The organism is Brevibacterium yomogidense, assembly GCF_900163715.1.
GTDB classification, from domain to species: domain Bacteria; phylum Actinomycetota; class Actinomycetes; order Actinomycetales; family Brevibacteriaceae; genus Brevibacterium; species Brevibacterium yomogidense_A.
In genome coordinates this window covers 1-14515 of record NZ_FWFF01000019.1, presented here as the reverse complement: position 1 = coordinate 14515, position 14515 = coordinate 1, and the positions used below count along the sequence as shown (strand labels likewise).

Here is a 14515-nt window from a genome sequence, read left to right as displayed (position 1 = left end):
ATGCACGGCCGGGCACGCCACTCGAGGAGGAGAGTCAGATGTCCACAGTGCTGGTCTTCACGCAGTTCGGCGGTCCTGAGACCCAGGAGTTCATCGATCGTGAGCTGCCGCCGCCGGGTCCGTCCCAGATCGTGGTCGAGGTACGAGCGGCAGGTGTGAATCCGGCCGATTGGAAGATCCGCGCGGGGCAGATGGGAGACCACTGGCGGCTGCCGGCCCCGATGGGGCGCGAGGCGGCGGGCGTCGTCACGGCTGTGGGCGTCGACGTGGAGGGAATCTCGGTAGGCGATGAGGTCGTCGGCCTGGCGGCGAAGGGTCACGGCACGTTCGCACAGCACACCATGCTCAATGCGAAGGAGACCGTACTCAAGCCCGAGGAGCTCTCCTTCGCTGAAGCCGCCGCCCTGCCCGTCGCCGGTGCCACCGCCTATGACGTCACGCATCAGATCGAGCTGGAGCCCGGCCAGACGATGCTGATCCTGGGAGCCGGAGGCGGCGTAGGGTTGCTCGCTTCCCAGATAGGGAAGGTCCACGAGTTCACCGTCATCGGTGTCGCCAGCGCGTCGAAGCAGCCGATCGTGGAGTCCACAGGAGCCGCGTTCGTCGCATCCGGTCCGGGCGCCGCGGATCGCGTCCGGGAGATCGCGCCTGACGGAGTGGATCTGCTGATCGACCTCGTGGGAGGTCAGGCACTGCGGGACATCGCCGAGGTCGTGAGGGATCCGCAGAACATCGTCACCACTGCGGACCCGGACACTGCGGAGCAGCTGGGCGGTTCCGGTGTGAACCGGACCGCCGAAGGCATGCAGAAGATCATCGAGGTCGCACAGTACGGACTGGTCGATCCGCACATCGGTCAGCGGTTCGCGCTGGCCGATGCGCAGCAGGCGATCGCGGCGGTGGAAGGCGGGCACACCACGGGCAAGGTGATCCTCGAACTCTGAGGAGGAGGCGGTCGGTGAGGAGTCCGCACACCAGCCGGCCCAGCGAGACGTCCGCCACCTCGGGAATCTCGGCCACGACCTCGGCGTTCAGCCAGCATGAAGTCCTTCGGATTCTTGAGCTTCGGCCACTACGGAGCCCCAGCCAGCGGGTACACCGCCAAAGACATGCTCACCCAGGCGATAGATCTGTCCGTCGCTGCGGACGAACTGGGGGTGAACGGTGCGTTCTTCCGCGTTCACCACTACGCCCGGCAGGCCGCCTCACCCTTCCCGCTGCTGTCCGCGATCGCCGCACGCACCGAGCGCATCGAGGTGGGCACGGGCGTCATCGATCTCCGATACGAGAACCCGTACTACTTCGCTGAGGAGGCCGCGGCACTCGACCTCATCGCCGACAACCGGATCGCGCTCGGCATCTCCCGCGGATCACCGGAACCGGCACTCCGCGGCTGGGAGACCTTCGGCTACACCGGCTCCACGGACCCCCGGGGCGCGGACATCGCACGAGCGAAGTTCGACCAGCTGCTCGAGGCGATCTCCGGTCGGCCCGTCGCGCCTGCCGATCCGGCACAGTTCGGTCCCGGGCAGAAGCTGCCGATCGAACCGCACTCCCCCGGCCTCATGGACCGTCTGTGGTGGGGTGCCGGATCCCGCGACACCGCTGTGTGGGCGGCGCAGAAGGGCGTCAACCTCATGAGCTCGACGCTGCTGACGGAAGCGACCGGCCAGTCGTTCGGCGACCTGCAGTCCGAGCAGATCGACCTGTACCGCCGGGCGTGGAAGGAGGCCGGCCACGCACACACGCCACGTGTGTCCGTGAGCCGCAGCGTCTTCCCCGTCGTCTCGGAGCAGGACAAGCAGTTCTACCAGCTGCGTCAGGGCCAGGGAGCAGACCAGATCGGCGTGATCGACGGGCACCGTTCTACGTTCGGCCGCACGTACGTGGGTGAGCCGGACGAACTGATCAGCGAACTGCAGAACGACGCGGCCGTCATGAGCGCGGACTCCCTCATGCTCACGATCCCCAGCCAGCTGGGCGTCGAGTTCAACGTGCACCTGCTGCAGTCCTTCGCAGAGCACGTCGCACCGGCTCTGGGGTGGGAGTCGAACCGGGAAGGACCGACAACCGGCTACGACGTGTGAGACGCAGCCCGTTCCGCACCGATGCGGTCAAACGGTTCGCCTAGGCCGAAGACGGCAGTGCTACATTCGTAGCACGATATCCCCCACGCCTCTCAACGAAGCGCACTTGGGGGATTTTTACTGCCGTAGCCCAGGAGAGCCCACTGAACCGCGGGCAGAGCGCATCGCGGCGTAGAGCAGCGGGGCTCCGATCGTCGACCGCGGACAGACCCGGCATGACCGAGTGCGTCCACGCGAGGACGTACCCCGCGACCAGGGTGACCGTCAGAGCCGCGAGGGCGAGCGAGAGAATCATTGCTGTCATGGTCACCTGACGCTATCAGCGCGCAGGAGCGGAGTGACGATCTCGCGGTTCGGTTCGGTTCGGTTCGGTGCCGGGCCTGCAGGTTCCGCACGATCGAGAGCTCACGATCCACACAAAACGCGCGATGGATATGTGCGGATTGTGAGCTCTCGATGCCAAAGGTGCGGCTGGTGCACCGGCAGCACGTCCCCGGCCTCTAGTCCTCCGAGGTGACGGGGGCCTCCGAGATCGGCGTCCACCACGCCTCTGGTCCCGCGATCGGGAACCGCCTGCCGGTGACCTGTCGCGGCTGCACCCGCAGGAAGACCGGTTTGTCCCCCTTGTGCCAGGGGACGAGCGGCAGGTCCACGGTGGCCAGCACCTCCTCGGACTTGTGGATCCGCTGCGTGTGGCCCTTCACCACGACACTCCACGCGTGATCGGTGTCGGAATTGCGACCGTCGACCTCCAGAGCCACCGGACCATTCAGCGCGGCGGACACCTTCGTCCCCTCAGCCGACCGGAACACGATCGTCCCGCCGTCCACCGCGATGTTGATCGGGAAGATGTCCGGCCCGTTCGCCGTCTGCACTGCCAAGCGGCCCACCGTCGTGCTGCGCAGCAGCTCCCAGCACGCATCGACCGACAGGTTCTCCACTGCTTCCGAGGTTGTCATCGCCGGACCGTCCTCCCCTGCTCCCGAGGCCCCGCGGCCTCGCCGTCCTTGCGATGACCGTACTGTGCATTCGCGCCGAAGTGAATGACTTCCAGCGCCCGCCCACTCGTGCAACCCGCCCACTCGTGCAACCCCGCCCCACCCGTGCAACAGGGATGCAACGGTCGCGTGGCTACAGTCATATGCATCGGGATTGATGCGAATGGTCCCGACGCACACCGATGGACATCATCGATCCGGGTTCAGCGCAGATCACGGTCGACGGCCGCAATCGATCGCTGGGCTCGATCAATCACGAGTGATCGGAGCATTCCATGCGAGCTGCAGTTGTCAAAGAGGCCAACAAGCCCCTAGTCGTCGACGAGATGCCGGACCCCACGCCCGGACCCGATGATGCAGTCCTCAAGGTCGAAGCCGCAGGCATCTGCCGCAGCGACTGGCACGGGTGGCAGGGAGACTGGAAATGGATCGGCCTGGGCCTCGAGCTGCCCGCGATCCTCGGCCACGAGTTCGGCGGCGAGATCGTCGAACTCGGCAAGAACGTCACGGGCTTCAGCGTCGGAGACAAGGTCACCGCGCCCTTCCACCACGGCTGCGGCGGGTGTGAGTTCTGCGTGGCGGGTCGCCCGAACCTCTGCGCGTACGTGTCCGTGTACGGCTTCGCCGGCATGGACGGCGCGTACGCACAGTATCTGCTGGTCACGAACGCGCGTTCGAACCTCATCAAGCTTCCCGAGGGTGTGGGCGCCACATCTGCGGCCGCACTGGGCTGCCGCTACATGACCGGCTACCACGCCGTGGCGCGCGGTCGGACCGAACCCGGCGAATGGGTCGCGGTGCAGGGTGCCGGCGGCGTCGGGCTGTCCGCGATCCAGACCGCAGTCGCGGTGGGCGCACAGGTGATCGCCGTCGACATCGCCGACGACAAGCTGGAGAAGGCGCGTGAGACCGGTGCTGTCGCAGTCGTGAATTCGAAGACGCAGGACGTCGGAGAGGCGATCAAGGAGATCACCGGCGGTGGCGCGCACGTCGGCATCGACGCTCTGGGCATCCAGGAGACCATCACGAACTCGATCAGCGGTCTGCGCAAGGGCGGCCGACACGTGCAGGTCGGACTCACCGGCGCGGACGAGCAGGGCATCGCCCAGGTCCCCATCGATGCGGTGACCGCCTCGGAGATCGAGATCCTGGGCAGCTTCGGCAACCCGCAGCCCAAGTACTCGGGGCTCCTGGCACTCGTGGCGCAGGGGCGTCTCGATCCTCAGCCTCTCATCGAGCGGGAGGTCGGGCTGGGCGACGTCAACGACGTCTTCAGCAACATGTCCGCCTTCACGACGAAGGGCTTCAACATCATCACGACGTTCTGATCAGCAGCAGATCAGCAGCAGAACCGCACGCGCGGTCGGACCTCACGGGGTCCGGCCGCGCGCTGCGCTCCTCACCCCGGGCGCGCTCGTCGAGGCCCGCTGTGCGAGCGACGGAGCGACGACCTCACGGAGCGGTTCGACCCGCCCCTCGATGCGCTCGAGCAGCAGCTGCACCGCACGGCCCCCCATCATGGTGCGCGGCTGGTCGATGCTGGTGAGCGCCGGCCTGATCGCCGCGGCGAGCGCAGTGTTGTCGTAGCCGATCATGCTGAGCTGCTGGGGAACGCTGATGCCCGCGTCGAGCGCCGCCCCCATCAGCGCGACAGCCGCCCGGTCGTTCGACACGAAGACCGCTGTCGGCGCGCCGGCCTCAGTGAGTCCTGCGTCTGCGAATCCGGCCCCTGTGAAGCCAGTCCCTGCGTATCCGGCCTCCGTGACTCCGGCTGCCGTGAGCCCGGCGTCCGCGAGCCCAGCCTCCGCCAGCACGGCCCGCGCACTCTCCGCTGAGACTCCTTCCTGACCCCAGTGGATGACCCAACCAATGCCGAGCCCGGCTTCCTCCAACGTCCGCCTGTAGGCACGCTGCCGCGCCTGCATCGCCTCCCGCTGCGAGGTCGCAACGAAGACGATCCGCTCGTGGCCCAGGTCGATGAGATGCCGCACGGCCAGGCGAGCGCCAGCCTCATCGTCATTGTGGATCGAGTCGGCCGCCTCCGGCACCGCGGCCGGCCGCCCCACGACGACGAGCGGTCGTCGCGCAGCCGCCTCCGCCAGCCGTTCGGCGGGCACGCGCGAGGACACGACGACGAGCCCGTCGACTCCGAGTCGGAGCATCTCGTCGACCTTGTCCGCCAAAGTCTCTGGGCTGCGACGGCCATGCGCCAGCAGCACCCCGTACCCGTCCCGCTCTGCCTCATCCTCGACGGCCGTGACGATCTCCGTGTGATAGCTGTTCGCGAGGTCGGTCGTCACGACACCGATCAGCTGCGTCTTCCCCCGCACCAGCGAGCGCGCCCAGGTGTTCGAGGAGTAGCCGAGGTCGCGCGCGGTCGCGAGGATGCGGTCGCGGCTCGCCTCGCTCACTCCGCTGCGACCCGCGAGCGCGAGCGACACCAGAGACTTCGACACCCCGGTCTCGCGGGCGATGTCCTTGATGGTCGGCCGCGGTCGGCCGCCCTCCGGTGTCCTCGTCATTGCCATACGGCAGTTCTACCAGGAACGACCCCCGCGGACACAGCGGCTGGAACGTTCCACTCGACTGATTCTGGAACGTTCCACAGGCGGACATGTGGAACGTTCCAGCCGTTCACCTCGACGACGTCCCTCAGCCATGAACCGTCCCTAGCGTTGCTCCCACACGCTCGGCACACCGCAGACGAAGGACACGCTCCGTGGACACGCACCCCTCACGCCTCGCCGCACCGTCCCAGCCGACTCTCGCTCGGCCTCGGGCGGTGCTGCTCGACTTCGGCGGAGTCGTCTTCGAGACCTCGAAGCACCCCGACGGGCGCGACAGCATGGCGGCGTGGATGTCCACACGACTCAACCGGGCAGGGTTCGACTACTCCCCTGAGAGGCTCCGCGCGTCGCTGGACGCAGGGCTGACTGCACTCAAGCAGTGGAAGAACGCCTCGAGCCGCCGCCTGGAGCCGCAGGAGCTCACGCACCGCGAGATAGTCACCGACTTCCTCGCATCGGATCTGCCCGCCGGGCCGCGCGAACTCCTCGCAGCGAGTGCGCCCGAACTACTCAGGACCATGAACACGACGATCTCCGGCCACACGGTGCGTCCGGGCATTCCCGAGCTCCTCGCATGGTGCGGGGAGAACAACGTCCAGCTGGGTATCGTGTCGAACGCCCACTCCGGTGCCAGCCACCGCGAACTGCTCGCCGAGCACGGCCTCGCCAGCCACTTCGCCGTGCAGATCTACTCGGACGAGGTCGGCATCCGCAAACCCCACCCCGGCATGCTGCAGCTGGCGGCCGATGCGCTCGGCGAACCGATCGACGAGTGCTGGTACGTGGGCGACACGCAGGACCGAGACCTCGTCGCCGGGCGCCGCGCAGGAGCGGGCGCCGTCCTCATCACCCGCTGCCACCACACGGACAGCCCGCCGTTCGCCGTCGACGAGGTCGCTGATGCGGTGCTCGACACCCCCGAAGGCCTCCTCGACCTGCTGACCGACGCGGCTTCCGATTCCAACAGCGTCGCGGCCACTCCTGCCCCGGCCACGTCCTCGCTTCCCGCCGCAGCGACTGCCCCTGTCCCGCCCACAGCCCCCGCATCCCCCACGACCGCACCCTCGCCGTCCTGCGGCCGGGCCCTCCTCATCGACCATGGCGGGGTCATCGCCACATCGGCCCCCGACCCACAGGCCCGTGCCGAGTTCCTCACGCGGCTCGCGGAGCTGCTGGGCACGGGCGAGCAGCAGGCCGACCTCACGCACGCGGAGGCCGTGCTGTCAGCTGCGACGGAACAGTATTCGGCGGGCAAGAGCCATCGCCGCGACCTCTGGCAGCGACACGAGGCGAGCGCGCTCGGCTTCCCCGTCTGCCCCACGGACGTGCTCCGCGACGTGAGTCCCCGCGAGTTCTGGCACATCGACGGTGCCGACGCACGGACCAATGCGCTCCTGCGGTCGGAGTCCATCGCGCTCATGGAAGCGTGGGGACTCGCGAAGTCCCGGCGCACTCTCCGCCCGGGCGTCCGCGACCTCTTCGACCACTGCGCCGCGGACGGCATCCCCGTCGTCGTGGTCTCGAACACCGTGTCCGGCACCGGAGTGCGGGCGAACATCCAGGCCCACGGCCTCCTCGACCAGGTGCGCGCGGTCCTCGCCTCCGACGAGTTCGGCGTCCGCAAGCCGCACCCCTCGATCGCCGCCGCGGGCCTCGCGATCGCCCAGTCCGATCCCACCCGCACGTGGTTCCTCGGTGACAAGCCGCAGAACGACGCCGAGGCCGCACGGGCCGCCGGAATCACTCACCGCGTGCTGGTGCGCGGGGGTGCGAGCGACGACGCCGCTCTGCAGGCGGCGCTGGACAGCGGACTCGCGACCGACCTCATCGACGTCCCCGGCGACCTCACCAGACTGCTCGACCGTTCCGGCGAGTGACCACTCCGACCACCGACGACTCCGACCACCGACGACTCCGCCCCGCACCATCTCGTCCTGAGGAGAACCCCATGTCCACCACCCAGTACCAGCGCGCCGGCCAGCTGCGCGGCACAGGCGACGGTCTCAATCCCTACGCGCTCACCACACCCCAGAAGCTCATGGTCTTCGTGCTGTCGATGGCGCTCTTCGGCCTGTCGAACATCATCCTGGAGATCATCCCCGACGTCACGATCGGTCCCTTCGACTTCTCGATCGCCTACTTCGTCTTCGTGCCGCTGACCATGGCCGCTCTCTTCTCGCCGTTCTGGGTGGCTCTGGGTGCCCCGCTCGGCGAGATCATCTTCACCGACCTGCTCATGGGCGACTTCTCCGGGCTCGCAGAGATCGAGGGCTTCATCCAGATGTTCCTCGCGATCTTCATCGCGGGCTCCGTCATCCGCAATCCGCGCAACCGCGCCCAGATCGCGCTCGGCGCGCTCCTCATCGTCTTCATCGACAAGCTGCTGTCCGCCGCCGTCGACCTGTCGAAGGTCTGGATCGGGGTCGAGGACGCCGAGTACGTCGAGGGCCTGCCCGAATCCATGCTGCTGCTCGAGGGAGTCGGCTTCGGCATCGACCTCATCATCTCCGGATTCCTCTTCGGCATCCTCCCCGCTCTCTGGCTGGTGCCCGCGCTGCACGGCCGCATCGAGCCGCTCATGGGCATGCGTCCGCGCGTCGCCGGGGAACCCATCCCCGGCCAGGGGAAGAGCTCCGGTCCGTTCGTGGGGGCCGTCGTGCTGCTGGCGGTCGCGTCGTTCTTCTTCGCCTTCCTCGAGGCGTGGGATGTGAGCGTCGGCGCGTGGGAGCCGGAGCTCCTCGAGCAGTTCGGCATGGGCTTCCTGTGGGTCTCCGTCGCCGCGATCGTCGTCCTCGTCGCGGTCGCGCTGGTCCTCTTCCGCGCCGCGCAGAAGAAGGACGCACGCACTCCCACCCACACGACGGGCGTCTGACCATGCCCGCCTCCCCCGTGATCTCTCTGGAGAACGTCTCCTTCCGGTACCCCGGCACGGCCGAGGACACGCTGCGCAACGTCACCCTCCAGATCGCCGAAGGTGACTTCGCCGCGGTCGTCGGCGGCAACGGCTCCGCCAAGACGACGCTGTGCAAGACGTTCAACGGGCTCGTGCCGCACTACTGGTCCGGCGAGTTCTCGGGGGTGGCGGAGGTCTGCGGCATCGACACCTATACGTCGTCGGTCGCGCAGCTGTCGAGCCAGGTCGGCTACGTGTACCAGGACTTCGCGAACCAGCTCGTGCGCCCTACGGTGCGCGACGAGATCGCGTTCGCACCCGTGAACTTCGGCCACGTCGATCACGCCGAACGCACCCGCGAGGCGCTGGAGATGCTGCGCATCACCGACCTCTCCGAACGGTTCGTGTGGCAGCTGTCCGGCGGCCAGGCCCACCTCACGGCGCTCGCGTCCGTGCTGGCGCTGCGGCCGCGCGTGGTCGTCGTGGACGAGCCGGTCGCAGAGCTGGATCCTGCCCGCGCACAGGAGATCTACCAGCGGCTCGAGGTGCTCAACGAGCAGTTCGGCCTCACGATCGTGACGATCGAGCACCATGCGGAGTTCATCGCCCGGTTCGCGAAGTCGGTCGTGCTCATGGCCGACGGAGCGCCGGTCTGGCACCTGCCGGTGCAGGACGCGGTGAACCGCTCGCACGAACTCGCCGAGCACGGCATCCCCGCCCCGCAGATCGTGCAGGCCGCCCACCGGCTGGGGCTGGCTGACGCACCCCGGACCGTTCCCGAGGCCGCCCGCGCCCTCCGTGCGCACGCACCCGTCGCAGCCACGGCCTCGGGCACGGCCTCGGGCGCGGTCGCGGGCACACGCTCGGGCGCGGGTCCACGCCCGTCGCTCGAACAGTTCACCCGTCCCGCAGCGGAGCAGGCGAGCGCGCCGTTACCGGTCGTCGCCCGCGCGACCGCCGTCCAGCACGGCTACCGCACAGTCCACGGCAGGCTCCACAACGTCCTCGACGAGTTGGACGTCGACCTGCGTCGGGGCGACCGCGTCGCACTGGTGGGCGGCAACGGATCGGGCAAGACGACCCTCCTCAAGCTGCTCGCGGGCATCCTCGTGCCGCGGTCCGGCGATGTGGAGGTCTCCGGGACCAACACGCGGAAGAAGTCTGCGGGTCAGCTCGCCGATCACGTCGCGTACCTCTGGCAGCAGCCGCAGCAGATGTTCCTCAAGGAATCGATCCGCTCCGACATCGCGCTCTTCCCCCGCGAACGCGGAGTCCCCGGCTGGGAGGCGATCGTCGATGACACCCTGTCCCAGGTGCGCCTGGACGACTTCGCGGACCGGGACGGCCGCAGCCTCTCCGGCGGGCAGCAGCGCAGGGCCACCCTGGCGATCGGACTCGCGATGCGACCCGACGTCCTCCTGCTCGACGAGCCGACCGCATCGCTCGACATCGCATCCCGCGACGCGGTCGTGCGCATGCTCGATCAGCTGTCCGGCACGATCGCCTGCTCCGTGGTGGCGACCCACGACATGACGCTCGTGAGCGAGTGGGCCAACCGGGTCCTCGTCATGGAGGGCGGCCGCGTCGCCTCCGACCTCAGCCCGCACGAGCTCTTCGACCAGCCCGATCTCCTCACACGGGCCAACCTCGTGCCGCCGCAGATCACCCAGCTGGGGATGAGCCTGGGCATGACTCCCCCGCCGCTCGATGTGCGGGAGTTCGTCGACCGCTTCGACGGTCTCAAACTGCAGCACGCAGATCTCCACCCGGCTTCTGCAGACCTCCACCCAGCTTCTTCTGCCGAGATGAGGGCCTATGGCACGCAAGACGCGTGATGTGATCAGCGTCGAGTGGATCAAGCTCGAGCTCATGCGCGCCGCATACGCGACGCGGGGCGGCACGTTCTCCCGCATGGATCCCCGGATGGTGCTGCTCTGGTATGCGGTCATGGCGATCGTGCCGTGGTTCACCCACAACCTCACGGTGCTCGCGGGTCTGTTCCTGCTCAACGCGGTCGCGGTCATCCTGGCGCGGGTGGGACCGCTGCTGCTCTTCCTGTTCGTGTTCGGGATCGGCATGGAGGCGATCTACATCCTGGCCGCTGCGTGGCTGTTCGGCGGCGACCTCGGCACGCTGTACGCGCTGTCCGAGCTCACGCTCAAACTGGGTGCGATCTCGATGGCGTCGATGGCCGCGTTCGTCTCGCTCGATCCGGAGAAGCTCTCCGATGCGCTGCTGGCTCTGCGGGCGCCGGCGCTGCTCGCGTTCGCGGTGTCGTACGGCTATCGGATGCTGCCGATCCTCGTCGAGGAGTTCAACACGGTCTTCGACAACTACCGCCTGCGGTCCGCCCCGCCGCGCAGGGCCGGGTTCCTGGGCGTCAACCACCTCTACCGGTGGGTCAGGATGGCGATCCTGTCGTTCTATCCGATCTTCCTCAACACGGCGCTTTCGGTGCGCACGACCGTCGAGGCGCTGGAGACCCGCGGCCTCACGTACGCGACGGTCGATGATCGGGGACGTCGGATCCGCCTGGGCTACCTGAAGGTCCGGCCGCTCGACATCCTCGTGCTCACGGTGTCGATCCTGCTGGTGGTGGCCGTGTTCGTCACCGGTCAGCTGTGGCCGATCTTCCGCACGGACCTGCTGGGCTGAGGCGGTCGAGGGTGCTCGGGCGGCTCACGACACGCGCTTGAGCAGCCGCAGCGCCGCAAGATCCGCACCCGCCGACTGATTCACCAGCACCGTCACCGCTGTTGAGTCGCCGGGGCGGAAGGCCGCGATCGTGCGGAATCCTCCGGTGCCACCGTTGTGCCACAGCACTTGCTTCCCCGCACGATGCCAGCCCAGCCCCATACCCGCAGGTCCACCGGTCGGCGTCTGATGCGTCAGCCGGATCGCGTCCTCGAGAGGAGTTTCCGCCGGCTCCATCTGTGCCTGGAGGAACCTCAGCACGTCCGTCGCCGTCGAGCGCAGTGCTCCCGCCCCCGGCAGACCCTCCAGCGGCCACGGAGCGGCCGTCCGCTTCCTGCTCCGGAATCCCTGCGCCGAACGCTTCCGCTGCTCCTCCGTCAGCTGCCACTCCGTCGCCGTGTCGTTGAGGCCCAGCGGCTGGCAGATCCTCTCCCCGATGATCGTCCCGAAGTCCTGCCCCAGCGCGTGGGCGAGCACATGCCCCAACACGCCGTATCCGAAGTTCGAGTACTTCACACCGCCGGTGCCCGGCTTCCGCCGCAGCCGCGTGGTTGCCAGAGCTGCCAGCAGGTCGTCGCCGGTGAACCCCGCGTACACGTCGTGGCCGAACTGCAGGAAGCGGATCGTCTCTCGCACTCCGATGGGAAAAGGCGAACGCACCAGGCCCGAGGTGTGCGTCGCCAGATGCTGCAGCGTCACCTCGGCACCACCCCGGCTGGGAACCTCCGCGCCGGCGGGCAGCAGGTCGCGGACCGGAGTTCGCAGCTCCCAGTCACCCCTCACCACACCATCGGCCAGCAGCAGCGCGGTGAACACCTTGGTGATGGAGCCGATCTCGAACAGGGTGTGGGCGTCCGGCCGCTGTTCAGGGCCGGGGGTCGGTCCATTTCCTCGACCTGAGTCCGGAGCCGCCCCCTGACCCTGGCTCTGGCCAAGTGCCCGACCGGTATCGCCTACACCTACGACGGCAGTCTCCGCGCCGTCGCGCACTCCGACGACCACTCCCCTGCGCCGCCGGGCGATGCGCTCCGCGGTCCGTCGCGCCTCCGCCTCGAGCATTCGTCCCGTCGTCATAGCTCGCGCCCTGTCGTCATGTTCGGTGCCCCGTCGTCATGCCGACGACCCTACGGGCACACGCACCTGCACGTATACGCTGTGCCGCGCGTCAGACCTCGTCGGAGCAGACATCATCGGATACCGTCGACGCCGATCACATCCCGTATCCCCACGCAGATTCCCCAGGTGACCATGTCTTCCACCCCCGCAGCCGCATCCCCGCAGTCCGGGTCCCCGCAGACCGGCTCGTTCGTCATCGGCCGAGTCGTCCATCTCGCCGTGGTCGCGGCACTGGGCGGCTTCCTGTTCGGCTTCGACACCTCCGTCATCAACGGAGCCGTCGATGCGATGGCCGACGAATGGGCGACGCCCGCATTGCTGACCGGCTTCATGGTGTCCTCAGCACTGCTGGGCTGCATGGCCGGAGCGGCACTGGCGGGACGGATCTCCGCGCGGATGGGACGCGTGCGCGTCATGCTCATCGCCGCGGTGCTCTTCACCGTGTCCTCCGTGGGATCCGCCCTGGCGTTCGGGCCGACGGACCTCATCATCTGGCGCATCATCGGCGGTCTGGGCGTGGGCGCGGCCTCCGTCATCGCACCGGCCTACATCGCGGAAATCTCGCCGGCCGCCGTCCGCGGACGTCTGGGCTCGCTCCAGCAGTTGGCAATCGTGCTGGGCATCTTCGCCGCACTGATGTGCGATGCTGCCCTGGCCGGTGCTGCAGGCGGTGCCGCGGAGGTGCTGTGGTTCGGACTGCCCGCATGGCGGTGGATGTTCCTCACCGAGGTCGTGCCCGCCGTCGTCTACGGCATCCTCGCACTCACGATTCCGGAGTCGCCGCGCTACCTCGTCCAGCAGGGCCGCGAGGAAGAGGCGACCCGCGTCCTCTCGGAGATCTTCGTCGAGGGCGTCGAGGTCCGCATCCAGGAGATCCGTCGCACCGTCGTCACGGAGACCACCCCCAGCTTCCGCGACATCCTCACTCCGTCGAAGACGAACCTCCAGCCCATCGTGTGGGTGGGCATCGTGCTGTCCGTCTTCCAGCAGTTCGTCGGCATCAACGTGATCTTCTACTACTCCACGACGCTGTGGCGCTCCGTCGGCTTCACGGAGTCCGATGCCCTCACGATCACCGTCATCACGTCCGTGACGAACATCGTCGTCACGGTGCTCGCGATCGCGCTCATCGACCGGATCGGCAGGCGGAAGCTGCTGACCATCGGATCGGCTGGCATGACTGTGTCCCTGGGACTCATGACTGCGGCGTTCTCGATCGGTCGCGACCCCGCCATCACCGACACCGTCATGCTGCTGCCCGGCTGGGACCTCACCGCGCTGGTGGCGGCCAACGCGTTCGTCGTCTTCTTCGGGATGAGTTGGGGGCCGGGTGTCTGGGTGCTGCTGGGCGAGATGTTCAACAACCGCATCCGCGCGATCGCCCTGGGCATCGCCGCTGCCGCCCAGTGGCTGGCAAACTTCCTCATATCCACGACGTTCCCGTCCATGGCGGAGGTGGGCCTGTGGTTCGCCTATGGCTTCTACACGATCGCCGCGTTCGCGTCGTTCCTCTTCGTGTGGAAGTTCGTGCGCGAGACGAACGGGGTCGAGCTCGAAGACATGCGGTGATCAAGCGGGAGGCGCGTGCGGGTGCGACCCTGCGCCCATTCGCCCCCACCCTGGGCCCATTCGCCACTCCCGTGCTTCACTGACCGCCGCTCTGGGCTCGCTCCCCCCCCCCACCCTGCGCCCGTTCGCCGCTCCCGTGTTCGACTGACCGCCGCAGTCACCGGCCAGCGGAGCACGGAGGCGGCGAGCGGCTCAGCCCCCTCGGGTTTTCCCCACCTCACCCAAGGGCCAGCGCCACTGCCGCGCCACGTCCATCGCGCGTACCGTCGATGTCATGAACGCATTCTTCTCGTCCATTCGCAGCCTTAGATTCCGTCGCGGTCCCCAGCGCCTTGCCGGAGGGATCTCGGGCGGACTCGCAGCCGCCACCGGACTCAACGTCTGGCTGGTCCGTCTGCTGGTCCTCCTCGCCTTCCTGCTGCCCGTGGTGGGGATCGGTCTCTACGTGGTGGTCTGGATCCTGACGCCCTGGCAGGACGGGTCCATTCCGCTCGAGCAGCTGTTCGGCGGTCGCGAGATCCGCTGAACCGCCCCGCCGCCGAGGCCGCCGAAGCCCACCGCCCCCTCTCTCTAAAACACATCAGACGCAGC

Annotated in this window: 12 protein-coding genes; 9 read left to right on the top strand and 3 right to left on the bottom strand. The window is 68.2% G+C overall.

The genetic code is table 11. From position 1 onward, the window contains the following. The first annotated feature begins 38 nt into the window (after positions 1-38). Positions 39-944, top strand: a complete 906-nt coding sequence (locus FM105_RS11800; protein ID WP_087008497.1) for an NADP-dependent oxidoreductase — start codon at positions 39-41, stop codon at positions 942-944. Positions 945-1040: 96 nt separating this feature from the next. Beyond that, complete coding sequence (locus FM105_RS11795) at positions 1041-2087, top strand: LLM class flavin-dependent oxidoreductase (protein WP_087008495.1); 1047 nt, start codon at positions 1041-1043, stop codon at positions 2085-2087. A gap of 500 nt (positions 2088-2587) precedes the next feature. Here FM105_RS11795 and FM105_RS11790 read toward each other — a convergent pair whose 3' ends face one another. Continuing rightward, positions 2588-3046 (bottom strand): pyridoxamine 5'-phosphate oxidase family protein, encoded by a 459-nt coding sequence (locus FM105_RS11790; protein WP_087008493.1) that lies wholly within the window; start codon positions 3044-3046, stop codon positions 2588-2590. Between the two features lie 314 nt (positions 3047-3360). Between FM105_RS11790 and FM105_RS11785 the strand changes: the two genes are divergently transcribed. Beyond that, a complete protein-coding gene (locus FM105_RS11785; protein WP_087008491.1) occupies positions 3361-4413 on the top strand; it encodes a zinc-dependent alcohol dehydrogenase family protein in 1053 nt (350 codons plus the stop codon). A 42-nt stretch (positions 4414-4455) separates the two neighbouring features. Here the strand turns inward: FM105_RS11785 and FM105_RS11780 are convergent, their stop codons facing one another. Next, positions 4456-5613: a LacI family DNA-binding transcriptional regulator gene (locus FM105_RS11780; protein WP_218777954.1), complete on the bottom strand. Its 1158-nt coding sequence runs from the start codon at positions 5611-5613 to the stop codon at positions 4456-4458. A gap of 191 nt (positions 5614-5804) precedes the next feature. On the opposite strand from FM105_RS11780, the gene FM105_RS11775 reads away from it, so the two are divergent. The 4 genes from FM105_RS11775 (at position 5805) to FM105_RS11760 (ending at position 11200) form a co-directional block, all read left to right on the top strand. Further along, positions 5805-7529 carry an HAD family hydrolase gene (locus FM105_RS11775; RefSeq protein ID WP_087008487.1) on the top strand — a complete coding sequence of 575 codons (1725 nt, stop codon included), beginning with the start codon at positions 5805-5807 and terminating at the stop codon, positions 7527-7529. A 71-nt stretch (positions 7530-7600) separates the two neighbouring features. Beyond that, the gene (locus tag FM105_RS11770; RefSeq protein WP_087008485.1) at positions 7601-8524 is read left to right on the top strand and encodes a cell division protein FtsQ; all 924 of its coding nucleotides are present in this window, start codon (positions 7601-7603) and stop codon (positions 8522-8524) included. 2 nt (positions 8525-8526) lie between these two features. Next, positions 8527-10380, top strand: coding sequence for an ABC transporter ATP-binding protein (locus FM105_RS11765; protein ID WP_087008483.1), 1854 nt, complete (start codon positions 8527-8529; stop codon positions 10378-10380). Then, on the top strand, positions 10361-11200 hold the full coding sequence (locus FM105_RS11760) for an energy-coupling factor transporter transmembrane component T family protein (RefSeq protein ID WP_087008481.1): 840 nt from the start codon (positions 10361-10363) through the stop codon (positions 11198-11200). The genes FM105_RS11765 and FM105_RS11760 overlap by 20 nt, the downstream gene beginning before the upstream one ends. A gap of 24 nt (positions 11201-11224) precedes the next feature. Here the strand turns inward: FM105_RS11760 and FM105_RS11755 are convergent, their stop codons facing one another. Then, positions 11225-12313: a serine hydrolase domain-containing protein gene (locus FM105_RS11755; protein ID WP_087008479.1), complete on the bottom strand. Its 1089-nt coding sequence runs from the start codon at positions 12311-12313 to the stop codon at positions 11225-11227. 174 nt (positions 12314-12487) lie between these two features. Between FM105_RS11755 and FM105_RS11750 the strand changes: the two genes are divergently transcribed. Both FM105_RS11750 and FM105_RS11745 read left to right on the top strand, forming a co-directional pair. Then, positions 12488-13924 (top strand): sugar porter family MFS transporter, encoded by a 1437-nt coding sequence (locus FM105_RS11750; protein WP_087008477.1) that lies wholly within the window; start codon positions 12488-12490, stop codon positions 13922-13924. A gap of 274 nt (positions 13925-14198) precedes the next feature. After that, positions 14199-14450: a PspC domain-containing protein gene (locus tag FM105_RS11745; RefSeq protein WP_087008475.1), complete on the top strand. Its 252-nt coding sequence runs from the start codon at positions 14199-14201 to the stop codon at positions 14448-14450. The last annotated feature ends 65 nt before the right edge of the window (positions 14451-14515 follow it).